This window comes from Bacteroides sp. OM08-11, assembly GCF_003438665.1.
GTDB lineage: Bacteria > Bacteroidota > Bacteroidia > Bacteroidales > Bacteroidaceae > Bacteroides > Bacteroides cutis.
In genome coordinates this window covers 1-24,151 of record NZ_QSTJ01000005.1, presented here as the reverse complement: position 1 = coordinate 24,151, position 24,151 = coordinate 1, and the positions used below count along the sequence as shown (strand labels likewise).

Sequence of the window (24,151 nt, the reverse complement as noted above, 5' to 3'; positions counted from 1 at the left end):
CATAGTTTTTTAAACCAACAATTACAACTCAAGGTATTATGTCAAAATTGAGATTCAGAGTAGTAGAGACGGCGTTCAAGAAGAAACCCGTTGCGGTGGCAGTTCCGGCGGAACGCCCGTCGGAGTACTTCGCCAAGTATGTATTCAACAAAGAAAAGATGTTCAGGTATTTACCCAGTAAGGTATATGCCAAGTTGACTGACGTGATTGACAACGGCGCGCCGCTGGACCGCAGTATTGCGGATGAAGTAGCTGCCGGCATGAAGAAATGGGCGATTGAAATGGGCGCCACCCATTACACCCACTGGTTTCATCCGTTGACCGAAGGCACTGCCGAAAAGCATGATGCTTTCGTGGAACATGACGGTAAAGGCGGTATGATGGAAGAATTCACCGGCAAACTGCTCGTGCAGCAGGAACCGGATGCATCCAGTTTTCCGAATGGTGGTATACGCAATACGTTCGAAGCACGAGGTTATTCAGCATGGGATCCCTCCTCTCCCGCGTTCATTGTGGATGACACACTTTGTATCCCGACTATCTTCATTGCATACACCGGTGAATCCCTAGACTACAAAGCACCGTTGCTGAAGGCCCTACGTGCCGTAGACAAAGCCGCTGTAGACGTATGCCACTACTTCAATCCAGAAGTAAAAAAAGTATATGCCTATTTGGGGTGGGAACAGGAATACTTCCTGATTGATGAAGGTCTGTATGCTGCCCGTCCCGACTTGTTAATGACCGGTCGTACCCTGATGGGACACGACAGTGCCAAAAACCAGCAGTTGGAAGACCACTATTTCGGAGCAATTCCTGCCCGTGTGGCCGCTTTTATGAAAGAGCTGGAAATCGAGGCATTGAAACTTGGTATCCCCGTTAAAACACGTCACAATGAAGTAGCTCCCAACCAGTTTGAATTAGCCCCTATTTTCGAAGAATGTAACCTAGCAGTAGACCATAATATGCTCATTATGTCGTTGATGCGTAAGATTGCCCGTAATCATGGTTTCCGTGTATTACTACACGAAAAACCATTTAAGGGTATCAATGGTAGTGGCAAACACAACAACTGGTCATTGGGAACCGATACCGGTATCCTGTTGATGGGTCCGGGAAAGTTACCCGAAGACAACCTGCGTTTCATCACTTTCATCGTGAATACCTTGATGGCGGTTTACAAACACAACGGTTTGTTGAAAGCCAGTATTTCCAGCGCAACAAATGCCCATCGACTGGGTGCCAATGAAGCGCCTCCTGCAATTATTTCCAGTTTCCTCGGCAAACAGCTGTCACAGGTACTAGAGCATATCGAGGAAAGTACGAAAGACGACCTGGTAAGCCTAAGCGGTAAACAAGGCATGAAACTGGATATTCCGCAAATACCGGAACTACTCATCGATAATACCGACCGTAATCGTACCAGCCCGTTTGCTTTCACCGGCAACCGATTTGAGTTTCGTGCCGTAGGTTCGGAAGCAAACTGTGCCAGCGCTATGATTGCACTGAACTCTGCCCTTGCAGAACAACTGAAGGAATTTAAAAAAGATGTGGATAAACTTATCGAAAAAGGTGAGCCGAAAGTTTCAGCCATCCTTGACGTTATCCGCAAATACATCAAAATCTGTAAACCTATCCACTTTGACGGTAACGGTTACAGTGATGAGTGGAAAGCGGAAGCAGCACGGCGCGGTCTGGACTGCGAAACCAGTGTACCCGTCATCTTTGATAACTATCTGAAACCGGAAAATATCAAGATGTTCGAATCCATCGGTGTCATGACAAAAAAGGAGCTAGAAGCCCGCAATGAGGTGAAATGGGAAACCTACACTAAAAAGATCCAGATTGAAGCCCGTGTCCTCGGAGATCTGGCGATGAACCACATCATCCCCGTAGCTACCCAGTATCAAACGGATCTGGTGGACAATGTATACAAGATGAAGAACTTGTTTACAGCAGAAAAAGCAGTAAAATTATCGGCCAAAAATATAGAACTTATCGAAGAGATTGCGGATCGTACGGCTTTCATAAAAGAACATGTCGACACTATGATTGAAGCCCGAAAAGTGGCCAACAAAATTGAGTGTGAACGTGAAAAAGCCATCGCCTACCACGATAATATTGTACCGATGATGGAAGAAATCCGTTATCATATCGATAAGTTGGAGCTCATCGTTGACAACCAGATGTGGACACTGCCCAAGTACAGAGAATTGTTATTCATTCGATAAGAAAAAGATTAGACATTAAAATTATCTATTTCTTTTGTTGGTTGTTTTAAGTTTGTAGAGGGAGAAGTACCGTGAGGTAGTTCTCTCTCTCTGTTTTTACATAATCTGTGGTAAAAACAGTATCTTTGTCCTCAGAAGTTACGAAAAAGGTCTAATTTGCTGAAAATGAGCGTTGGATTATCGCTCTTGATAGTAATAGGTTACGATTTAGTTAGTTATCTACTGCATTATCCTTCTGCGTGTTGCGTAACCTTCAAAGAACTCTTCGCGTGTAAAAATAGCTGTTTTATCCGAGATTTTGAAAGAAATTCCAGGATTATTTTATTCCCTTATTCATTAGTTTTTCTGTAAAAGCGATTTTATCCGTCGGCACACCATTGCTTGAACAAACGTGTTCCGACTACCGCATAGCCAAAGAAAAGAGCATTGCTTCACGTCTAACATATATAATTCATCCCTCAGTTCAAAGGCGTTCCGGAAATAGTTTTTTAGATGCCATGTTGATTCTCGTATATCATTGAAGGCGCTATAGGAAACTATGGGGGTGTTGTATCAAACCGGATTTAGTTATGAAGATGTGTCTGTATCTCCCTCCCCCGATTTTATAGATCGGCAGATTTAAGACACACCCAGTCGTCCGACGGAAGTCCCGTCAGATTATTATTTGACATCTGATATTTTGGTGTGAGAGGTCTCCTATACGGTTAACCTGAGGTATCCTCAATTATTTGCCGGTATCCGTGATGTCCTGCAAAGTTTACCGTTATCGCGCATTTCTTTTCCCTTATCACGATGGCTCCAAACATTATTCGTTTGATGAATTGTCAACTGTGAAGCTTTCGGCCTCCGTTCCCCAGAAACCTGTATGCCTGAAGTCGTAAAGCAGGACCTGCGCGGCGGCATAGAAAAAAAGGTGGGAATAGTTGGCCCTGGATGAACCGCCGACATACGAGTGGAACAACACCTGTTCTACAAACCTTTCTCAGAGTGAACATTACGACCAGCAATATCCATGCGCCTACAACTTGACAAGAAATACGGAGGGTCAGCTAATACCATGTCGATAGAATTATCTTCTAATTGCTCCATTAGGGACAAACTAACGCCATTATATAAGCTGAAGCATTTGCTATGGGTAAGGCTGTTACATGTTAGTCTTCGTTTGATTGTTCGTTTATAAAGTTTGAAACGAGGTCTTTGATTGTTTGTTCGGCATTTTTAACACCAACGAGACTTATCAACTGTTCATAATCGTCAATTTCGTTGTTTGTAAAAGTTACAACAATCTTTCGCTCATCTTTACCTGCAATGTGAGTGTAATTCTCAGGATGAGACCAGAAGCAATTTTTACAGACTTCTACATCTTTTGATGTCCAATTGGGACAATGTTCACACGTCCACGATTTTGCTCGGTTTGCAGAGGGGCTTAACAACATGTAACAGTCAATGTTATTTTCGTCTTGTTCACCGTCTATTCCATAAGGTATGCGATGATCCACTTGCAGCAACCTTTCTTCCATAGGTTGAAGATATATGAAACATACCGAGCCATACTTGTCAATTAGAGCCTTTTTTTAAGGCTTCTGAGAGTGCGGTCCTACCTGCTACCTTAGACAACTTATTGTCCGCAAATACGGGGTCGCCAAACTTGTATGCTCCAATACTCTTTCCTTCGCTGCTCTTTACAGTGTAAGTAACAAGATTTACACCACGTTCCCTAACGTCTCTAGCCGCTCTTGGGGCATGTTTATATCCGTAATTCTTCTCAAGCTCTTCGGTAGTAATGAAGCTGTGTTTTAGAATATGTGAATTACAGTAGCTGGACGTTTGTCTGTAATTGCGTTGAGTTTATCAAGTATGTCTTTTGGATATTTCATAATGCGAATATTAATTGTTCTTGTACTTTTGGTTGTGCCACATTCTGGAGATTTGGACTTAGATACAAAGCCTCATAAGTAACTTCTTTTTTCCCTAATAACAGAGCTTGACTGGAAAGACCAGCGTTAAGCATTACCTTTCTAAGCCCAAGTTCATTCGGCAAATCGTTACCATATTGCTTATCTCCACAACTTCCATCATAACTGATGATATAATCTATGCCTCTTCTGTTGAGATCTTCTAAGCTTTCTACGAATTCATCGAAGTTTATGCCTGAAAAATATCGGCTATCTCTAGTAGCACAAACACCTTGGTACGGGGGATCCATATAAACAATATCACCAGGATTAGTCATTTGTAACACTTCTCTATAATCTATTGAAGAAAATTCAGTTCTATTCTTTAAATAATTCGAAATACGAAAAATATTCCTCGCAAGATTAGTAGGTGACGTTCCTTTTCTTCTTTTGTCAGGAGATTGGTTAAATTGCCCATTGTTACCATATCGAACAGAGCCTTTTACACATCGTGCCAATAAGTATAACATGTTGGCTGCGCATTGGTTGCCATTATTAAAATCATCACGAACTTTATAATAGTGTGCAACACCACCTTCCTCATAAGTTAATTGCTCACTCCAAACCCGTGTATAATCATCAAGTAAGCGTTGGGGGTTGTTTATAACTTCCTCCAACACACTTACAAGAGGTGTATTGAGATCGTTGAGACGATATGATTGGGCTTTATTCAGTCTAGATACGGCAATAGTTATAGCCGCCATTCCAGCGAAAGGCTCAATCAAGCGGTTAAACCGTTGCGGGAAATATGGCAAGATTTGTGGTGCAAGATTTCTCTTCGAACCTTGATATTGAACTATATGCGGAACAGTACCATTCATTGTTTTTATTTGTATGGAAAAAGTTCATTTATTTGAAGACGAAGATCTTCCAAAGAAAAAGTCATAATTTACTCTTGATTGGAAGGTGTCAATAAATCACGCCTATCAACCTCAAGTAGAGTTGCTATTTTGTCAAGAGTATTCAAATCAGGCTGAACACTGTTATTACACCATTTACTAACAGTACAAGCAGACTTGCCTACTTGTTCTGCTAACCACTTGCTGGTTTTGTCCTGCTCTGCAAGAACTGCTTTTAAACGATTTAATTTAGCCATGTTATTCAACAAAGATAAAGTTTGGCGCAAAGCGTAAAGATATTAGAATTATATGACATAGACGAATCAAATCTTCAAAAAGTTACAGACTTGCTTATGGTTTCTATGAAATCAGGGTGATTTATCCAGAAGAGTCCTTTTAGGGTACACAAAACGGTGAGGAACGGTACAATCTTTTTCCGTGATCTGATTTTTTTTGCGTGAGTTGTCAGCAACTTACTATGTCTTAAAGATTTGTTTCGCTATTCGTATCCATTTCACACCCTTTCGGGCATGGTTACGAACAAGAAACGTAGCGGTGTCTTGATTTGGCTTCGGCAGTGCTTTTTATGGCTTCATGAATATCGGCAGCTCAATCAAACCCCTTGTAAATCAATTCTATCACTATGTCTTTCCGTGTTTCACTTTTTTGTCGTACCTTTGTCCAATAAACTACGAAACCATGAAAAAACTACGCAATTATCATGCAACATTTTTGCTGTTATTTCTATGTGTAACAGTTTCACTGTCGGCACAAAACAATTTACTACAAAAACTCAATAAGGTTTCCGCTATTACAGAAGTTAAACAGTTAGAAACGACTGTATTCCCGGAAAAGTATGTAACCTATTTTACTCAACCACTGGATCATCGCCATCCCGAAAAAGGGAGCTTTCGCCAACGTATCATTGTTTCTCATGTCGGTTATGACCGACCGACAGTACTTGTCACCGAAGGTTATGGAGCTACATATGCTCTCAATCCCCAATACCGTGAAGAACTATCAAAATTGCTTAATGCCAATATGATATTCGTAGAGTATCGCTATTTTCTCGAATCGACTCCCGACCCCAAAGACTGGCAATATCTGACGGCTGAGAATTCTGCTGACGACCTACATGCCATTACCACAACTTTTAAGAATATTTATTCGGGTAAATGGATTGCAACCGGTATCAGTAAAGGAGGTCAGACTACCCTGCTTTATCGTACATTCTATCCGGATGATGTAGATATCTCCGTAGCCTACGTGGCTCCGCTCTGCTATGCTGCAGAAGACGGACGCCATGAACCTTTCCTCCGGAAAGTTTCTACAGCCGAAGACCGCAAGAAAGTTAAAGATTTTCAACTGGAAACATTAAAACGGAAAGCAACGTTGTTGCCTGTATTTGAGAAGTATTGCCAAGATAAAGGCTATAACTTCCGTGTACCTATTGAAGAAATTTACGATTATTCGGTATTGGAATATTCTTTCGCTTTTTGGCAATGGGGCACTCCCATCAGCTATATTCCGCCAGTTACGGCTTCAGATGAAAAAATCCTTGCTCATTTGCTATCCATCAGTGAACCTTCCTATTTTACTTCTAACAGTGGTGAAACTTCATTCTTCGTACAGGCTGCACGCGAACTCGGATACTATGGTTACGATATCCATCCCTTCAAGAAATATCTATCCATCAAGTCCAGTAAAGGCTATTTGCACCGTATGATGTTGCCTGAGGAGTTAAAAGACATGAGTTTCGACAAGACATTGAGCAGAAAAATTAAGAAATATCTAAAGGAGAATGATCCTAAAATGATTTTTATCTACGGAGAAAATGACCCTTGGACAGCTGCAGGAGTAACCTGGCTGAAAGAGAAAAAGAATATCCACGTATTCATACAACCCGGAGGAAGCCATAGGGCACGTATCAATACGTTACCCGAAGCAGAAAAGGAACAAGTAATAACATTAATAAAAGAGTGGATGCACTGATAAAATACATATTACATATAAAGAAAAAGAGACTGCGATGTTACAGTCTCTTTTATAAAATATATTCCCGAAATAAGGATTTACCATTCCAAAAACTTACCTCTTTCCCTACGTTTCTGCAATTCTTCCTCCAGAAAACGCTGGCGGTCTTTAGCTATATAACGACGGGCAAAAATATTAGGCACCGCTACCCCCAATGCAATACAAAGAATTATCAACGAAGCATTGATACCATTGGATACGGCTACCGTTACTTCACCAACCACTCCATGCATATTGATAAGGGCAAAAAGAGCACGATACATCAACACGCCTGGAATCATCGGTATAACGGAAGGAATAGTCAACACGTGATTGGGGACATGAAACCAATGAACGGCCTTCACTGCCACAAGACTCACCACCATAGCCCCTATAAAGGAGCCAATGACCGGTCCCATACCCAACTCAAAATTGACAAAATTACGTGTACATACAGCAAGAATTCCTCCTACTGCAACCACCCACAACAGACGACGCTGAATATTGAATATCATAGAAAAACCAATAGCAGAAATAGCTGCAGCAATCGCATATATATAATAAGAGTCATGGGGAACCATGCTTAGTTCACTAAATTTCTTATCAATAACCACGTCTTCTATAGTCAATAAGCGTATAGCCATTACAATACCGAAAGCCATGGCACACACCATCAATACCGTATTGACTGCACGTACAATACCCACTTGTATGTAATTATCGATCATATCATCTACAAAATTGATAATGGGTACACCCGGTACAATAAACAATGCACAAGCCAACAATGGATGATAGGGAGTAGCTGAAAGACCGGAAAAAAAAGTGACATAAGCCAGGCAGGTAGACACCAATGCTGCAATAGCAATACTCATATAAAGGTTTATCCCAAACTCTACGCAACGTGCACGAACGCGAAAACCGGCAAAAGCCGCAACAGAAGCAAACAAAAAAGCAATCCAATCACTACCGAACAACTTACAGAAACCGCCACAAGCAAATCCCGCACCAATAGCCACTAGATAAGGAGCATAGTTGCGCTTTTTATTCTTTATTTTTTCCAGTTCTTCCTCATACCGATCAAGCGAATAGTCTTCCTCAATGGCTTTCCAAGAAAGTTTACTGATCTCAGAAATAGCAGTCATATTGATACCATGTTTCTCGCACTTCTGGAATTTGGAATAAGAATGAGATTCATCACTTAGATTTACCACCAGCATTGTATAGGACACATCAATATGAAGATTTTCTTCGGGAAGCCCCAAATAAGCAGCTATACGGTTCATATTCCGTACTATACGGTTGGTATCGGCTGCACTCTCTACCAATAATTTTCCTGTACGAAGTAATAAATCAAGTTTTCTACGCAGGATGATTTCTTGTTCTGTCATTGTATTATCCATCAAACTATAGGCTTATAATTATCAATTTTATTTTTTTAAGGGGGTGTAAAGATAGGCAAAATATAGAAAAGAATTTCATATCTCAATAGAAACCTATACCTTTGCGCGCACTTTAAAAAAGAACAATGAACTCCTCTAGAGAACTAAAAGATATTGCACGTTTTCTCCAAGAGTATGCCAACCGCTTGATGGGTTCGGGTGTACATACTTCACGCGTAGTACGAAATACCCGCCGTATAGGTCAGTCATTGGATGTGGACGTTAAAATAAGCCTTTTTCAGAAAACGATGGTCATAAGTGTATGTGATAATAAAACACAAGAAGTCTACAATGAAGTTACTATTATTCCTGCTTTCCCTATCAGTTTCGAACTGAATGCGGAACTCAGCGCACTGAGTTGGGAGGCCTACGATGACCGCCTTTCTCTGGAAACGTTGTGGGAAAAGTATAAACAGATTATTTCTCGTCCGAAAATGGATCCACTTTGCGTTTCTGCCTGATGAATTATCTGGAAATAGACATTGCTACCGCCTCACTTTTTGCATCGTTCAGTATCGGGATAAGCAGCTTGATACTTGGTAAACGTATTCATTGCCCTATGACAACCATACCATTGTTCTTATTTATTAATAGAGCGTTTTCAATGCCAAGACATAAGAAATAATTTTCAGTATAGTCAAAACTTCTTTTGATATACTCAAAAAAAATTTTTGATATACTAAAAAAAACTTTTTAATATACTCAAAACTGAATAATAATATAATGGAAATCTTTTGGAATACAATTGCACAATACAATGAAGCTACCTGGTGGGTACAACTGGTTATTACTTTAGCAGGGATCATATTAACCCTGTTGCTTTACAGGAGACCCAGCCGATGGATAAAACGTTCTATGAAAATTTATATGGTATTTCTGAACGGATGGATCTCCATAGTGTACTATATGATGTATTGTGATACACGTAGTTATAACTATATTCTTGCTATCTTCTGGGGTGTAATTGCACTGATATGGTTATGGGATTTAATTGCCGATTATACTCCATTCGAACGTAATCCTAAATATAAAGTATTAGTAGGGATACTTTATGCAATGCCTTTTCTATATCCATTACTTTCGTATGCACGTGGAATGGAATTCCCCATGATAACTACGATGGTGATGCCTTGCTCAGTGGCAGTATTTACAATAGGCTTATTATTGGCATTCTCGCATAAAGTGAATTTACTCGTTATCCTTTTCTTATGTCATTGGGCACTCATTGCTTTCTCAAAAGTATATGTCTACAAAATACCTGAAGACCTTCTGTTGGCAAGTGCCACTGTACCCGCCATTTATCTGTTCTTCAAAAATTATGTAGACCAGAATTTGCACAAAGAAACCAAACCAAGCGCACGTTTCATGAACTGGTTTCTGGTCATTATTTGCATTATTATCGGAATTTTCCTAAGTATTACTCTCTTCCATGAATTAGGCAAATAATAAAAGTTCCGATCATTACTTTTTACCTTGATTGGCTACCGTTTCCATCAGTTTTTTGATTTCTTCAGGATTGCCCAGAAAATAATCATTTGCTAAGTTCAACTCATCGTCAAATTCAAAGACGTAAGGTACTGCTGTAGGTAAATTTAGATATACTATTTCCTCATCGGACAAACGTTTCAAATGCTTGATGATACCACGCAAGCTATTACCATGAGCCACTACCAGTAATTCATCGGCAGTTTTCAAATTAGGGAAGATAATACATTTCCAGTAAGGCATGATGCGCTCAATCGTTTCTTTCAAAGACTCTGTACGTGGGAGTTCAATATCAGGCACTTCCTGATAACGATCTTCAAAACGTGGATTACGAGAATCATCCTCTGCCAGTGTCTGTGGAGCGATGGCATAACTACGACGCCATATTAATACTTGTTCATTACCATACTTAGCTGCAGTTTCCGCTTTATTCAAACCTTGTAACTGTCCATAATGTTTCTCATTCAATCGCCAGGATTTTTCTACTGGTATCCAGTCCTGGTCAAGACGATCCAATACACAATTCAGCGTTTTAACGGCACGTTTCAAATATGAGGTATAGGCTTTATTAAAGTGAAAACCTTTTTCTTTCAGAAGTTCACCAGCCTTCAATGCCTCAGTAATACCTTTTTCCGTTAAATCAACATCCGTCCAACCGGTAAAACGATTTTCTTTATTCCATATACTCTCGCCATGGCGAAGTAAAACAATCTTTTTCATATCAAATAAATCTCCTTCCTATTTCTATAAGGAACACTTATCTATCTCTGCTTGTTCACATAAAGACGAACTACGTATACCAGTAATATCAATACCGATATCCATATCATACTGATAATTAGCAAATAACGATTGTACATGTACTCACCATCCTGCGGAACACGATTGAATACACAAAGTACACAGTTACAGGTAGTATCCTGTGGATCGTGTGAAAGTACTGAAAAGATAAGGACGGAAAAACCTATGATAAACATTATTAAAGCTCCCCATATCAACCACTTACCATACGACATAGAATACGTGGAAACCAAATGAATAATCTTAACCATAGTTTGCAGTTTTATTAATATACTACAAAATTCTCTCATTTTTAATAGATTAACAATACCTACTTTACATCAAAAATACTTTCACTACCACCACATATAGGTAGTGACACTTTTTTTTCGTTAAGCTGGTTAACCCCAAATAGGGAACAATACTCTAATAAAAGCCTTACAAATAGGTACTTCATCAGTACCGATAAAACCTTTACTTTGAATTACAATGAAAAGATAGATTTTTTTATGGTTCCAGTACAGGAACGAGGATTTGGCTTACCAGATAGCTGAAAAGATGAATGTTCTCCAATCTAATGTATAAACTAAATATCAACTTAGTGAGAGAATATGATTTTATTGATTCCAGGTACTTCTACCTGGGGTAACGGGGAACTACAAGACGATTGATATGAGGGCATAAAGGTACTAAAATCCGCCGATCTATTCTTAAAAAATATAGCCTTGTTCGGTTGTGGTGATTCCGAATCTTGTTGTGACACTTTCTGTGATGATATCGGTATCCTCTATGAGAGTCTGAAAAATGCCGGATGGACATTCTTTTTCCTCTTCCATTGCTGTGGTAAACGGTACATTTGTGGGGCTTATCCTTGATGAAGTAAACCAAAACGACAAGACTACCGAACGTATCAATGTATGGACAGCCGAACTCAAAAGCAGAATGCAATTATTAGTATAAAAAAAACAGACTATCTGTTTCGAGTAAACAGATAGTCTGTTTTATCTTAAACACATAATGCGTTTATAGTGAACAGATTATTCTCCATATACACATCATCTGTCTTTTATTATTCAATTAGTTGAACCAGCGAACATAGCAGAAATCCTGACGGTGAGGCAGATCGCTATTCTTCGGGAACATACGGTAGGCCAACTTGAAACTACCTGCATTTTCCATTTTATGCTTAACTTGGAAAGTATAAAGGTTACCCTCTTTCTTCACTACATCAAACGGCTCTACCGAATAAACATGTTGCTTACCGTCTTGAGCAGTATATGTAGATACCAATTCCAAACCGACAGCATCATTCAACCCCTTCTCATCGATTACGTAAGTAATGGTATATTCTTTACCACTTTCGATAGCACCTGCTGCCATCTCTTCAGATACATTACTAGACACCACTTCAATACTGTCCCATTTTGATGCAACTTCTTCTTTCCATGCAGCAATTTCTTTAGCTTTAGAATAATTGTTGGCAGCCAGAGCATGGAAACGTTTTGCTTCCTTCGTATAGAACTTGTTGAAATAATCGTCTAATTGACGCTTCATTGTATAATGAGGCGCTATCTGTGCGATGGAATTCTTGATAGTCCTCACCCAACCTTCAGAATATCCCTTCTTATTACGTGCATAATACAACGGCAGAATTTCCTGTTCGAGAATGCTGTAAATAGTAGCAGCATCAAGTTGATCTTGGTGTTCTTGATTCTGGTAAGTACGTTTATCCGTCAATGCCCAACCAGCACCTTCACGATAGCCTTCCAACCACCAACCATCAAGTACTGAGAAATTTACAACACCGTTCATCAGTGCTTTCTCACCGGATGTACCGGATGCTTCGAGTGGACGAGTCGGAGTATTCAACCAGATATCAACACCTGATACTAGACGACGAGCCAACTGCATATCATAGTTTTCCAAGAAAATGATCTTACCCAAAAATTCAGGACGACGTGAAATTTCAATAATTCTCTTAATTAATCCCTGCCCTGCACCATCGTGCGGATGAGCCTTACCAGTAAATAGGAACTGTACTGGGTAATCTGGATTATTCACAATCTTGGATAAACGATCCAAGTCTGTAAACAGCAAATGTGCACGTTTATAGGTAGCAAAACGGCGTCCGAAACCAATCAATAATGCATTCGGATTAATCTTATCCAACAGAGATACGATGCGTGAAGGATCACCCTGATTTTTCAACCAAGTTTCACGATATTGTTTACGAACATGGTCTATCAATTTGTTCTTCAAGGTCATACGAGTCTTCCAAATTTCCTCATCGGATACGTTATAGATAGCTTCCCAAATCTTAGGATTGGATTGATCGTACCAGAAATTCTCATCAAAATGTGCGGCATAAAGATGCTTCCATTCGGTTGCACTCCATGTGGGGAAATGTACACCATTAGTTACATAACCTACATGACTTTCTTCGGGAAAGTATCCTTTCCATATAGAAGAAAACATTTCTTGAGACACTTTTCCGTGTAACCAACTTACACCGTTCACTTCCTGAGAAGTATTACAAGCAAAAACTGACATGCAGAAACGCTCCCCCTTGTCTCCCGGATTGTTACGACCGAGATCCATCAAATCATCCCAAGTCAGACCCATTTTAGAAGGATATCCACCCATATATTTACCGAAGAGACCTTCATCAAAATAATCGTGACCAGCAGGAACCGGAGTATGGACTGTATAAAGAGAAGAAGCACGTACCAACTCGATAGCCTGATCGTAAGTCAACCCTTCAGCTACATAATCGCAGATACGCTGTACATTAATCAAGGCTGCATGTCCTTCATTACAATGATAAACATCTTTCTTGATACCCAGTTTCTTCAATGTCAAAATACCACCTATACCAAGCAGAATTTCCTGTTTCAAACGGTTTTCCCAATCACCACCATAAAGTTGATGAGTGATAGAACGATCGAACTCACTATTCATTTCGTTATCCGTATCAAGCAAATATAGAGAGACACGACCTACATTTACTCTCCATACGTATGCATGTACATAATAATCAAGATAAGGAACATCAACCACTACTTGGTTACCGTTCTCATCCAATACACGATCGATAGGCAACTGTCCAAAATTCTGAGCCTCATAGTTGGCAATCTGTTGCCCGTCCATAGACAAAGTCTGAGTAAAATAGCCATAACGATACAAGAAACCGACTGCACACAAATCAACGTTACTATCGGAAGCTTCTTTCAGATAGTCACCGGCAAGTACACCAAGACCGCCTGAATATATTTTAAGCACATGTGTTAAACCATATTCCATACTGAAATATGCTACAGAAGGACGCTTGCTGTCAGGAGTCACGTCCATATATGTACGGAACTTAGAATATACGTCATCCATTCTACGCAGAATAACTTTATCATTTGCCAAAGCTTCAAGCTTAGCATAACTCATACGTTCCAACAGAAGTACAGGATTTTGTCCTACTTCTTTCCATAGAGCAGGGTCAAGGTCTCTGAACAGTTCAGTGGCTTCGTAATTCCATGCCCACCAAATATTACGTGCCAGTTCAGACAGTTTCTCCAATTCGGCGGGAACGTGAGATTTTACGTTCACATCTTTCCAGTTAGGAGTGTTTACATTACTAACTTTAATCTTCATTGTATGATTACTTGATTGATTAATAATTCTTTGTTAACCTAATTGACGCTTCATGGCATTGCGCAAGGCAACATCGTAAGCTTCATAATAATATTGAATAAAATGTTTCCACAACGCTTGTTCGGCCACCATACCGGCACGCTTACGAATTTCCTTGATTTCAGCTTCTGTTTTCATGGAAAACAGGGCGATAGTATCTTTGATACCATCTGCCACTTCGGAATAGTTATAGTCCGAACGACGCAGTACTTCTACCCCATCTTCAATACCATGCTGGTTCTTCAAGCTATTTACCCAAAGTCCAAATCCAGCAAGATTAGTTGTAATGGTAGGTACATGGAAAGCTACACTTTCTAATGGGGTATATCCCCATGGTTCGTAATAAGAGGGATAGACACTAAGATCTTCTCCTAAAATGAGATCATAATAACTTTTGTTGAGAATACCGTCTTTCCCATCTAGATAACAAGGTACAAATATCACCTTGACTTTGTCTTCGGGACGATTACTCATACCTAGATACTTCAACATATCCAGCACCTGATCGTGTGTCATATTATGCAGCCAGTGAGTAATAAAAGGTACCTCAAGCGGAGTGACATATTTTTCTTCTTTCTTTTTCAAGCGTTCCTGCAAATCTTCACGGGGATCTCCTACCCAACTAGGAACACTGACAAAAGCCAGCACCTTCTTTTGTAAATTCTTATCACGATTCAAACGATTCAACGATTCTAAGAATACATCAATACCTTTATTCTTAAATTCATAGCGTCCGCTGGTACCGATAATCAACGTGTCATCTTCCAATTCTTCGCCTAACAAACAGTTGGCTAGACGTAACATTGTAGAACGTGCACGCTTACGTTTACCTGTAAACGTAGAGCCTTTCGGTACGAAATCATCTTCAAAACCATTCATTAAAATGACATCAGCGGGTTTCTCAAGCAATTCTTTACACTCGTTATTTGTGATTTCACTTACAGTAGTAAAACAATCCACATAGTGGGCGGTCTGTTTTTCAATGGAATGTTTAGATTCCATATTCAGTTCCTGAGCCATCTGGTCGCCATTATATGCAAATAGATAATCATAAAGCGGCTTGTTATTACCTGCAATGGAACGTCCGATAGATGTAGCGTGTGTAGTGAATATCGTAGCTATTTCTGGAACTGCAGTCTGAAGATAGAGTGCTCCCATACCGGTCATCCACTCATGCGCTTGAAATATAACTTTATCGGTTTCCGTCAAATTGTAACGATAAAAACTCTCAACTACCTTTCCGGCAGCGTAAGAGAACATAGACGCTTCGTCATAATCACCGTATGCATGAAGTGAATCCACCTGATAGTGCTCCCACATCTCAGCATATATTTCGTTTTTCTGTTTGAAAAAAGATTGGAAATCAACCAATATAACGATAGGTTCACCCGGAATATTCCAACGTCCTACCCTAACTGAAAGATTCTCTTTTTTTGCAGCATGTTTTTTCCATGCCGCACAGAGGTTGTCTGACTCAATAAATAAAGGATTCTCTTTTCCTAACCAGAAATCCGGTCCTATGAAAAATACTCTATCATGAAGTTTCATCTGCAAAGTGTTGGCTCTTGTAGACAAAACTGTATAGATACCGCCTACTTTATTACACACTTCCCAGCTTGCTTCAAAGATGTAATCGGGGGTCAGTAGTTCTTTAAGCATATATTTTACAATCTCTTTATCTTAATTACGGTTGCAAAAGTACACATTATTCTTTGAAAAATAGCCTTTTAATCGAAAAAACTGATTAAATATGCATAAACAATCGTTTGCGGAAAAAACTATTACGAGATACCCAAACTACCAATGCTACACCATACATACGATGGAGTGCAACATTGATGACGATGAGGTGTGGTGTCAGAAAAACAAAATCATAACAAAAGCCCTGATGACTTATCAAATCACCAGGGCTTTATCTTTCGTTTTTTTATAAATTTATACCATCAATGCAGCAACTAACGCCAAAATAGCGTAAAACTCTGGAAGAGCAGCATAGATCATCGTATTGGTCTGCACGTCATGCCCTTGAGAGATACCGACGATACCATTAGCGCAAATCTGCCCCTGACGGATAGCGGAAAATAAACATACCAACCCTACACCAAGACCGATACCTAACATCAAAGGACCATCAGTAGCAAAATCTCTACCCATAGACATCAGGAAAGCTACGAAACCATAGAGTCCCTGTGTAGCCGGAAGGGCTGACAAAATCATATAGCTGGCAGATTTGGAAGGATCTTTCTTCAATGCTCCTTCCGCAGCACTACCTGCAATTGTTGTACCAAAGCAACTACCAATTCCTGCAAGAGCCAACATCAGGCCCAAACCGAGATAACCTAAAATTTCATTCATAATGTTTTTAATTTATTTGTTTTTAATTTATTTGTTTTTTACCACAGAAAATGGTTTGTAGGTTTCACCCTTACCGTCATAACCTGAATTTTTAAAATATTCTACAAATGTCAAACGTAACGGATGTACAAACGCACTCAAACAAGACATGGCAATATTCAGCGAGTGTCCGAATATCAATATCAATCCACAGAACAACCAACCAATAGCCGGACCTACCGCATCGTTCACCATAAAAGCAAGCTGATTAAACACACCACCCAGCATACCACCTGCCAAACCGAGAGCATACAAACGAATATAGGAAAGCACGTCTCCCATCAATCCAGTAGCCATGTTGTAAGTATCCCATACACCAGCACCAATATTTACAAACACATTCCGATGGATGTTATTCAGCAAATAAATACCGATGGCCGCAACACCACCTATCACAATAAATGCCCAAGTAGAAACATCTTCTGAAATAATTTTAAAGAATGACAGTCCTCCGGTACAGATAAATCCAACTACCAACAACAACCATCCCCAGGCACTAAGCGATTCTTTGAAACCATAGCGTACTGTTTGTCCGATAGCTTTCACCGTCATAGCAATAGAGATATGTACCACTCCTATAATCAGCGCCAACAACATTTGTTTATCATAAGTGGTTTCACCAATCTTACCCACAATCATAAATTGCTTCAATTTATCAGGTAATTCCAGATCAAAAAGACTGACACCAAAAAAAGTACCCAATATGGCACCCACAACAGCAGTAAAAATACCTAGCGTAATCACCAGATTCATCATACCTCTCAGTGACTTCGACAGTTTTTTCCTTAAATAGAAACCAAGAACAATCAATACCAAGCCATAACCTGCATCCCCCATACAAAATGCAAAAAACAACGAAAAGAATGGTGCCAGAATAGGAGTCGGGTCGAACTCTGCATAGTCCGGCATACCATACATTTTGGTAAGTACTTCGTACATACGGGTAAATGCATTGTTTTTCAACTTTATAGGAACATTATCTTCACGAGTAGCTTTCCTTATTTCGTAATAGACACCACTCTCATCCAGCAGTTTTTTCACATCCACTTCTTTATCTTCTGGTATCCAACCTTCCAACAAAACAACGGAACCTTCTGCCATTTCTTCACTGTTCAACCTTACTTTAAGTAAATCTATATCGCTTAGGAGTTGCATGTTGCCACTTTCCAATGTACGATAGTTAGCTCTACAAAATTCTTTTAACTCGCCATTTACCCGTACAAGCGCTTCTTCCGTATCAGCTTTCTTACGCTTCAACCCAGATAAACTTAAAGATGGTAATCGAAGTGGTTCGATATCCAGTTCTACCGGTTCGTGAGTAACGGTCACAAAATAAAGATGTCCACCCTTTTCCTTTACAATAACTGCGTTGTATTGTTCTGTCCATTCTTCATTATAATCTCTTTCGGGACACGTATAAAACTGAACATACCAGCCTACATCTTCCAACCTACGTACAGCATCCCAATCAAAATCACCCCAAATTTCCATCTGTGCGATATCCTTATCAATAATCGGTAATTGTTGATTAAGATCCTGGATATGTTCCTGCAAGTCTTCATAGTTTTTTACCAAAACATCAGGCGTCAGTCCAGCATGTATCGTTTCTTCCGGTTGTTTCTCAGCAAGGATATACATACTCTGGAGCATACTCTTATATAGTGTACGTTTCTGCATAAACTGTTGCAGGGTATCATCCATCTCACCCCATTGTTTTTCCACGATATGCACTACCCCCAATTCCCTGATTTGGTCGAGAAAATTTTCATATTCCTTATGATATACAAAGAATGTGAGCTTCTTCATTTTTGTAATCATATCTCTGCCTCCTTCCTTTTCTCTTGATGGGACTTCATGATCTTCTGCGATGACTTGGAAAGATTCTCTTCGTCTTCCATAAATCGCTTGATTTTACGCAGAGCATCTTGATAACCCGGAATCTGTACTTTTTCAAAAAGATTCACCTTTTGGGTGGTCTTTTTACGCGCATGTTCCAGCAAATTCAACTTGGCAACGGTAAACTCCCGTTCGATGGCTGTGTGCGCCAAATCTTTAAGCAGATGTAACCCGTCTGCATACCATTTAGGCGCATTGAACAGACTATAGGGGCGTATGTCGAAATCTACATTTTCGAGCAACGGCACCCGTACACCGGCAATCTTCTTCACACCAAGATGAACATCGCTAACCTTTATCAATGAGACGTCAAACTCATTCCAAAGAGCGAACATGGCTTCATAAGCTTGGATTTCTTTTTCCAACCTCGCATCTAGCGCAGCAGCATCGGCTTTACAACGCTTCACTTCCATACGCAGGGCACTCTCCTTATTCTTAATGATAGGAAGTGTACGCACGCGCACCTTCAGTTGCTTTTCCAACTGCTGGAGGGAGGTTTTGTTATATTGAAACTTAATAGCCATTTTATTTACAATTTTACGATTTTAGTTTTCCTTCGGCCAAAATTCGTCTACCAGTTCTTTCTTGATATTCACTTCTTCCGGACGGAAATACTTACCGAACAATCCCCATGCCACATCGAGCATTTCTGTGGTATCGAGATTAACGTCGATAGCCAGCAGTTGGTTGGAGTAATCTTTGGCAAAAGCAAGTGTACGCTCGTCGTAGTTCGTCAAGTCGAAACCGTTTTCAAGTTTAGTTTTTGCATTGGCAGCATCGGCATACAGACGTACAGCAGCATTCATTACCTGCGGATGGTCTTTACGCGTCTTCTTTCCTGTAACGAGCTGTTTCAAACGAGACAAGGAACGGAACGGATCAACAATAACTTTACCGATATCACTATCACGACGGAGGAACAACTGACCTTCTGTAATATAACCTGTATTATCGGGCACAGCATGCGTAATGTCTCCACCCGACAATGTAGTCACTGCAATAATCGTGATGGAGCCACCGCTCGGAAACTGTACAGCCTTCTCGTAAATCTTTGCCAAATCCGAGTAAAGAGAACCCGGCATAGAGTCTTTTGAAGGAATTTGATCCATACGGTTGGATACGATAGCCAAAGCATCGGCATACGAGGTCATATCAGTCAACAACACCAGCACCTTTTCATTATTATTTACTGCAAAATACTCGGCGGCCGTCAATGCCATATCCGGAATCAACAAACGTTCTACCGGAGGATTTTCGGTTGTATTCATGAAGCTGACTATACGATCCAGTGCACCAGCATTGGAGAATACATTTTTGAAGTAAAGGTAATCATCATTTGTCATACCCATACCACCAAGAATAATTTTATCGGTTTCAGCACGCAGAGCAACGTTTGCCATTACCTGGTTAAAAGGCTGGTCAGGATCAGCGAAGAACGGAATTTTCTGTCCTGATACCAACGTATTGTTCAGGTCAATACCTGCAATACCGGTAGCAATCAGCTCCGAAGGCTGTTTACGACGCACCGGGTTCACTGACGGACCACCGATTTCTATTTCTTGTCCCTCAATCTCTGGTCCATCATCAATAGGATCACCGAAAGCATTGAAGAAACGTCCGGCAAGCTGGTCGCTCACCTTAATCGTAGGAGCTTTACCCAAGAACACCACTTCGGCATTAGTGGGGATACCCTCCGTACCTTCAAACACCTGCAGAGTCACATCATCGCCGGCAATCTTCACCACTTGGGCAAGTTTACCGTTTACAGTCGCCAACTCATCATACCCTACCCCGGTTGCCTTCAACGAACACGTGGCTTTCGTAATCTGAGTAATCTTGGTATATATCTTTTGAAATGCTTTTGTTGCCATTTTCTTTAATTACGAATTACTAATTATTAATTACAGTCGAAGTTTCGGACACATCACACTTTGCGTTCTGCTACCAATTCCTGCAACTGCTTATGGAACTTATCATATTCTTCCGACTTGAATTTGGAATAGTTCATCTGCTTACAGATGTTAATCATCTTTTTGAAGTAGTCCATTACTTCATTGAAATTATCAAACTCAAACTCCGTATGACAGATATCAATCACCATATTCAAAATTTCTTCCTGACGTTCCATCGGAGTAACAGCATCAATATCATCAAAAGCATCTTGCTGCAAAATGACGAAATCAATTAATTCTGATTTCCAGAATGTCACGTGATATTCCACGGGGACACCATCATCACCCAAGATATTGATTTGCTCGGCAATCTCTTTACCACGTTGCAAACGTGTCTTGATTTCATTCACCTTACCAATCCATTCACCATTGATACGTTTAGTGATATAATCTTCAAATTCTGGATATTCGATATATTTAGAATAAGAATCAATCGGATTTACGGCAGGATAGCGTTTTTTGTCCGCACGGTCTTGCTCAAGGGCATAGAAACAACGGGCAACCTTTTTTGTATTCTCGGTTACCGGTTCCTTCAAGTTACCACCAGCAGGAGATACCGTACCGATAAAGGTTATAGAACCCGTTTCACCGTTATTTAGTTTCACATACCCAGCACGTCCATAGAAGTTTGAAATAATAGAAGACAAATCCATCGGGAATGCATCAGGACCAGGCAATTCTTCCATACGGTTCGACATTTCACGCAGTGCCTGTGCCCAACGTGAAGTTGAGTCAGCCATCAACAAAACTTTCAATCCCATACTACGATAATATTCTGCAATCGTCATTGCCGTATACACAGATGCTTCACGGGCAGCTACCGGCATGTTCGAAGTATTGGCAATAATAATGGTACGCTCCATCAACTTACGTCCTGTATGTGGATCAACCAGTTCGGGGAATTCCGTAAAAATTTCTACAACCTCGTTGGCACGCTCACCACAAGCTGCGATGATTACAATATCTGCTTCCGCCTGTTTGGAGATAGCGTGCTGAAGTACCGTCTTACCAGTACCAAACGGACCGGGGATAAATCCTGTACCACCTTCCACAATTGGATTTACAGTATCAATCACACGCACACCGGTTTCCAACAATTTGAAAGGACGCGGTTTTTCTTTATAATTCGTCATAGCTCGTTTCACAGGCCATTTCTGTATCATATTCACTTTGACGTCATTACCTTTTTCGTCAGTCAGCACGGCAATGGTATCTTCAATACCATAATCACCCTCTTCCACGATAGATTTCACGGTACACACACCTTTCTGTTCAAAAGGTACCATAACTTTCAGAGGCTGGAAGTTTTCATCCACCTGTCCCAACCAAGCAGCAGTTTCCACTTGGTCTCCCACTTTCACCAAAGGTATGAAATGCCACTTACTTTCCTTGTCAAGCGGGTACGTATATTGTCCGCGTTTCAGGAAAACACCATCCATCTTATCGAGGTCATTTTGCAGACCGTCATAATTCTTAGAAAGCATACCCGGACCCAAAGTCACTTCGAGCATGTGTCCGGTAAACTCAGCTTCAGCTCCTACTTTCAGTCCGCGAGTGCTTTCAAACACCTGCACATAGACCTGAGAACCTACCACTTTAATCACCTCCGCCATCAACTTGTCTCCGCCAGTTGAGATATAGCAAATCTCATTCTGCGCTACAGGTCCGTCAACGACGAGGGTCACCATATTGGCTATTACGCCACTAACAGTTCCTTTTGTTGCCATATAATCATGTAATTTATTTTATCTGAATTCTGCGGGTATCTGTACTTCGTCCTTCAATTCAGCAATGATGCTGCGGAACAATTGGCTACCCTTTTCTTTATCCAATATAATCCAACGCTCTATCATTTCCAGCTGAAGCAGGAAGACAAACAGACGCTCTCCGGTAAAATAATCGAAGAAAGTCATTTCTTCCATCCAATTCCAACGGAGTTGGTCAATTTTCTTTTCCCGCTCCACTAGTTCTTCCGTTTCACTGATCTTCACTAACTGCTCCAGACATTCCACCTCACCACTCAAACCGAAGTCACGGGCACCGGACGTACGCAAAGCTTCACAAATTTCCGTATCACCCACTATCAGCGAGGCAATATCCATCTTATATTTCCGGGCAGTAAACGCCACCAACACATTATTTATAATAAGATTAAATCCGAACCACGAAGACACGAACTTGTTTTTGCACTTCATGGCATATGCATAATAAAGTGCCGCAAGACGATCTTCATAAAGAAAATCATTTTCGGCAGGCGTATTGAAATACTCAAAAATGAATGCAGAAAGATAAGAGGGAAACACACGATCAGACAACTCACCACCATCTTTCAGCAGTGAGATGTATTCTGCCAATTCTTCACCAGAGTAATTTCCGCGCAAATCGACAACAGCATCTTTGTCCTTTAATAACTTCAAGACATTGGCATTATCAAACTGAAGAAAAAACAAGTCTACCAGCTTTTTATCTTCTTCCGACAATGATGGATAAAATTCTGTCTTGAAATCAGCTACCGTATAACTTAACTTGCTGTCCTCCAATGTGAGTTCCGGCAAACCAGCTACCACATAATAATATTTACTCATATTCTGTGAGTGTTTAGAACAGCATTTCCACTAATTGCGGACGTAGGAATTCTTTAAAGTAGTTCATAAATTCTTCTTCTCCAAAGTTTACTTTATACGAACCGTCGGCAGGTGAAACAGTAAACAATGTTTTAATACCGTTTACTTGTTCAATCTTCACACCTTCATTCAAAAGATTCTTTGCCTGAGTAGCAAAATATTTTTTCAAACCTTCCGCATCAGAAGTAGAGATAACAATAGGTTCATTCACACTCCATTTACTTGCCAAAGCAACAATAAAGGCATTGAGAAAATCCTTGTTTGCAGCAAACGCTTTTACATCGGCATCCACAATTTTATTCGTCACCATGGTAGCAATTTCAGATTTCAGGGCATTCACAGCCTGACCCGCAAACAATTTTAATTCAGATTTAGTATTTTCTGCCAACTCATCAGCAGATTTACGAGCTGTAGCTACAATAGATTCAGCTTCCTTGTTAGCATCCTCTATAATTTTCTTAGCTTCTTCCTGAGCTTTTGCGATAAGCTTCTGGGCTTCTGTATTTCCTTTTTCTACGCCCTCACGATAGATCTTATCGGTTAGCTCTTGAATTTTGTTTTCCATATTGACAGGAGTTATTACAATGATTTATATTACAATATTTATTTACGTGATTTTTCCGTCTTACATTAGATTCACGCCAAAATTACGAAAAACCATTTGATATTAAAATAGAAAAATGGTAATAAAAACGTTTACTTCCAAAAAAAGACCGTTTTAAACCATTTTCATGTTATAAAGATAACAATAGGATAATAAAAGAAAAAGAAAATTTTGGATAAACCAGGAAAAAGAAGAACTAAAGTAAGTATTTAGAGCAAATTCCCACTAACGTTCCCAACGCCACTTTCCATTTTCTAT

The 24,151-nt window shown here is 40.1% G+C and carries 20 protein-coding genes and 1 pseudogene; 6 read left to right on the top strand and 15 right to left on the bottom strand.

Annotation, left to right across the window (positions count from 1 at the left end; translation table 11 throughout):
• Positions 1 to 38 precede the first annotated feature (38 nt).
• Positions 39 to 2,228 carry a glutamine synthetase III gene (locus tag DXC10_RS10275; RefSeq protein ID WP_101542937.1) on the top strand — a complete coding sequence of 730 codons (2,190 nt, stop codon included), beginning with the start codon at positions 39 to 41 and terminating at the stop codon, positions 2,226 to 2,228.
• 1,151 nt (positions 2,229 to 3,379) lie between these two features.
• Here DXC10_RS10275 and DXC10_RS16420 read toward each other — a convergent pair.
• The 3 genes from DXC10_RS16420 to DXC10_RS10260 form a co-directional block, all read right to left on the bottom strand.
• Positions 3,380 to 3,748, bottom strand: a complete 369-nt coding sequence (locus DXC10_RS16420; RefSeq protein ID WP_199601596.1) for a hypothetical protein — start codon at positions 3,746 to 3,748, stop codon at positions 3,380 to 3,382.
• Between the two features lie 353 nt (positions 3,749 to 4,101).
• Positions 4,102 to 5,004 carry a DNA adenine methylase gene (locus DXC10_RS10265; protein ID WP_101542938.1) on the bottom strand — a complete coding sequence of 301 codons (903 nt, stop codon included), beginning with the start codon at positions 5,002 to 5,004 and terminating at the stop codon, positions 4,102 to 4,104.
• Positions 5,005 to 5,072: 68 nt separating this feature from the next.
• Positions 5,073 to 5,279, bottom strand: a complete 207-nt coding sequence (locus DXC10_RS10260) for a helix-turn-helix transcriptional regulator (protein WP_101542939.1) — start codon at positions 5,277 to 5,279, stop codon at positions 5,073 to 5,075.
• Between the two features lie 442 nt (positions 5,280 to 5,721).
• Here DXC10_RS10260 and DXC10_RS10255 point away from each other — a divergent pair, with 442 nt between their 5' ends.
• Positions 5,722 to 7,014 (top strand): S28 family serine protease, encoded by a 1,293-nt coding sequence (locus DXC10_RS10255; protein ID WP_117737821.1) that lies wholly within the window; start codon positions 5,722 to 5,724, stop codon positions 7,012 to 7,014.
• A gap of 80 nt (positions 7,015 to 7,094) precedes the next feature.
• On the opposite strand, the gene DXC10_RS10250 is transcribed toward DXC10_RS10255, so the two are convergent.
• Positions 7,095 to 8,438, bottom strand: a complete 1,344-nt coding sequence (locus DXC10_RS10250) for a threonine/serine exporter ThrE family protein (RefSeq protein ID WP_117737820.1) — start codon at positions 8,436 to 8,438, stop codon at positions 7,095 to 7,097.
• Between the two features lie 125 nt (positions 8,439 to 8,563).
• Between DXC10_RS10250 and DXC10_RS10245 the strand changes: the two genes are divergently transcribed.
• The 3 genes from DXC10_RS10245 to DXC10_RS10235 all read left to right on the top strand — a co-directional run bounded on the left by DXC10_RS10245 (position 8,564) and on the right by DXC10_RS10235 (position 9,923).
• Positions 8,564 to 8,938: a threonine/serine exporter family protein gene (locus DXC10_RS10245; protein WP_233519913.1), complete on the top strand. Its 375-nt coding sequence runs from the start codon at positions 8,564 to 8,566 to the stop codon at positions 8,936 to 8,938.
• Positions 8,938 to 9,102: a threonine/serine exporter family protein gene (locus DXC10_RS10240; protein ID WP_117737819.1), complete on the top strand. Its 165-nt coding sequence runs from the start codon at positions 8,938 to 8,940 to the stop codon at positions 9,100 to 9,102. The genes DXC10_RS10245 and DXC10_RS10240 overlap by 1 nt, the downstream gene beginning before the upstream one ends.
• A 98-nt stretch (positions 9,103 to 9,200) precedes the next feature.
• Positions 9,201 to 9,923, top strand: a complete 723-nt coding sequence (locus DXC10_RS10235) for a DUF6064 family protein (RefSeq protein ID WP_101542943.1) — start codon at positions 9,201 to 9,203, stop codon at positions 9,921 to 9,923.
• 15 nt (positions 9,924 to 9,938) lie between these two features.
• Here the strand turns inward: DXC10_RS10235 and gpmA are convergent, their stop codons facing one another.
• Both gpmA and DXC10_RS10225 read right to left on the bottom strand, forming a co-directional pair.
• Positions 9,939 to 10,682 carry a 2,3-diphosphoglycerate-dependent phosphoglycerate mutase gene (gpmA, locus tag DXC10_RS10230; protein ID WP_101542944.1) on the bottom strand — a complete coding sequence of 248 codons (744 nt, stop codon included), beginning with the start codon at positions 10,680 to 10,682 and terminating at the stop codon, positions 9,939 to 9,941.
• A 41-nt stretch (positions 10,683 to 10,723) separates the two neighbouring features.
• Positions 10,724 to 11,014, bottom strand: coding sequence for a molecular chaperone DnaJ (locus tag DXC10_RS10225; protein WP_101542945.1), 291 nt, complete (start codon positions 11,012 to 11,014; stop codon positions 10,724 to 10,726).
• A gap of 256 nt (positions 11,015 to 11,270) precedes the next feature.
• Between DXC10_RS10225 and DXC10_RS16740 the strand changes: the two are divergent.
• Positions 11,271 to 11,702: pseudogene (locus tag DXC10_RS16740) on the top strand (flavodoxin domain-containing protein); the annotation flags it as partial.
• Between the two features lie 117 nt (positions 11,703 to 11,819).
• On the opposite strand, the gene DXC10_RS10215 reads toward DXC10_RS16740, so the two are convergent.
• From DXC10_RS10215 to DXC10_RS10170, 9 genes are all read right to left on the bottom strand, one after another.
• Entirely contained in the window at positions 11,820 to 14,384 is a 2,565-nt protein-coding gene (locus tag DXC10_RS10215; RefSeq protein WP_101542946.1) for a glycosyltransferase family 1 protein, read from the bottom strand.
• Positions 14,385 to 14,417: 33 nt separating this feature from the next.
• Entirely contained in the window at positions 14,418 to 16,082 is a 1,665-nt protein-coding gene (locus DXC10_RS10210) for a glycogen/starch synthase (RefSeq protein WP_117737818.1), read from the bottom strand.
• Positions 16,083 to 16,358: 276 nt separating this feature from the next.
• Complete coding sequence (locus tag DXC10_RS10200) at positions 16,359 to 16,778, bottom strand: ATPase (RefSeq protein WP_013547582.1); 420 nt, start codon at positions 16,776 to 16,778, stop codon at positions 16,359 to 16,361.
• 27 nt (positions 16,779 to 16,805) lie between these two features.
• The gene (locus tag DXC10_RS10195) at positions 16,806 to 18,635 is read right to left on the bottom strand and encodes a V-type ATP synthase subunit I (RefSeq protein WP_101542949.1); all 1,830 of its coding nucleotides are present in this window, start codon (positions 18,633 to 18,635) and stop codon (positions 16,806 to 16,808) included.
• The gene (locus DXC10_RS10190) at positions 18,632 to 19,237 is read right to left on the bottom strand and encodes a V-type ATP synthase subunit D (protein ID WP_101542950.1); all 606 of its coding nucleotides are present in this window, start codon (positions 19,235 to 19,237) and stop codon (positions 18,632 to 18,634) included. Before DXC10_RS10190 ends, DXC10_RS10195 begins: the two co-directional genes overlap by 4 nt.
• Positions 19,238 to 19,258: 21 nt before the next feature.
• The gene (locus tag DXC10_RS10185; protein WP_101542951.1) at positions 19,259 to 20,584 is read right to left on the bottom strand and encodes a V-type ATP synthase subunit B; all 1,326 of its coding nucleotides are present in this window, start codon (positions 20,582 to 20,584) and stop codon (positions 19,259 to 19,261) included.
• Positions 20,585 to 20,637: 53 nt separating this feature from the next.
• A complete protein-coding gene (locus DXC10_RS10180; protein WP_101542952.1) occupies positions 20,638 to 22,392 on the bottom strand; it encodes a V-type ATP synthase subunit A in 1,755 nt (584 codons plus the stop codon).
• Between the two features lie 18 nt (positions 22,393 to 22,410).
• On the bottom strand, positions 22,411 to 23,250 hold the full coding sequence (locus DXC10_RS10175; protein ID WP_101542953.1) for a DUF2764 family protein: 840 nt from the start codon (positions 23,248 to 23,250) through the stop codon (positions 22,411 to 22,413).
• A 13-nt stretch (positions 23,251 to 23,263) separates the two neighbouring features.
• Entirely contained in the window at positions 23,264 to 23,854 is a 591-nt protein-coding gene (locus tag DXC10_RS10170) for a hypothetical protein (RefSeq protein WP_101542954.1), read from the bottom strand.
• Between the last annotated feature and the right edge of the window lie 297 nt (positions 23,855 to 24,151).

Bases quoted from the DNA above. Each gene is read 5' to 3' on its own strand.
- DXC10_RS10275 (WP_101542937.1), top strand. From the start codon at position 39: ATGTCAAAATTGAGATTCAGAGTAGTAGAGACGGCGTTCAAGAAGAAA.
- DXC10_RS16420 (WP_199601596.1), bottom strand. From the start codon at position 3,748: ATGGAAGAAAGGTTGCTGCAAGTGGATCATCGCATACCTTATGGAATA.
- DXC10_RS10265 (WP_101542938.1), bottom strand. From the start codon at position 5,004: ATGAATGGTACTGTTCCGCATATAGTTCAATATCAAGGTTCGAAGAGA.
- DXC10_RS10260 (WP_101542939.1), bottom strand. From the start codon at position 5,279: ATGGCTAAATTAAATCGTTTAAAAGCAGTTCTTGCAGAGCAGGACAAA.
- DXC10_RS10255 (WP_117737821.1), top strand. From the start codon at position 5,722: ATGAAAAAACTACGCAATTATCATGCAACATTTTTGCTGTTATTTCTA.
- DXC10_RS10250 (WP_117737820.1), bottom strand. From the start codon at position 8,438: ATGGATAATACAATGACAGAACAAGAAATCATCCTGCGTAGAAAACTT.
- DXC10_RS10245 (WP_233519913.1), top strand. From the start codon at position 8,564: ATGAACTCCTCTAGAGAACTAAAAGATATTGCACGTTTTCTCCAAGAG.
- DXC10_RS10240 (WP_117737819.1), top strand. From the start codon at position 8,938: ATGAATTATCTGGAAATAGACATTGCTACCGCCTCACTTTTTGCATCG.
- DXC10_RS10235 (WP_101542943.1), top strand. From the start codon at position 9,201: ATGGAAATCTTTTGGAATACAATTGCACAATACAATGAAGCTACCTGG.
- gpmA (WP_101542944.1), bottom strand. From the start codon at position 10,682: ATGAAAAAGATTGTTTTACTTCGCCATGGCGAGAGTATATGGAATAAA.
- DXC10_RS10225 (WP_101542945.1), bottom strand. From the start codon at position 11,014: ATGGTTAAGATTATTCATTTGGTTTCCACGTATTCTATGTCGTATGGT.
- DXC10_RS10215 (WP_101542946.1), bottom strand. From the start codon at position 14,384: ATGAAGATTAAAGTTAGTAATGTAAACACTCCTAACTGGAAAGATGTG.
- DXC10_RS10210 (WP_117737818.1), bottom strand. From the start codon at position 16,082: ATGCTTAAAGAACTACTGACCCCCGATTACATCTTTGAAGCAAGCTGG.
- DXC10_RS10200 (WP_013547582.1), bottom strand. From the start codon at position 16,778: ATGAATGAAATTTTAGGTTATCTCGGTTTGGGCCTGATGTTGGCTCTT.
- DXC10_RS10195 (WP_101542949.1), bottom strand. From the start codon at position 18,635: ATGATTACAAAAATGAAGAAGCTCACATTCTTTGTATATCATAAGGAA.
- DXC10_RS10190 (WP_101542950.1), bottom strand. From the start codon at position 19,237: ATGGCTATTAAGTTTCAATATAACAAAACCTCCCTCCAGCAGTTGGAA.
- DXC10_RS10185 (WP_101542951.1), bottom strand. From the start codon at position 20,584: ATGGCAACAAAAGCATTTCAAAAGATATATACCAAGATTACTCAGATT.
- DXC10_RS10180 (WP_101542952.1), bottom strand. From the start codon at position 22,392: ATGGCAACAAAAGGAACTGTTAGTGGCGTAATAGCCAATATGGTGACC.
- DXC10_RS10175 (WP_101542953.1), bottom strand. From the start codon at position 23,250: ATGAGTAAATATTATTATGTGGTAGCTGGTTTGCCGGAACTCACATTG.
- DXC10_RS10170 (WP_101542954.1), bottom strand. From the start codon at position 23,854: ATGGAAAACAAAATTCAAGAGCTAACCGATAAGATCTATCGTGAGGGC.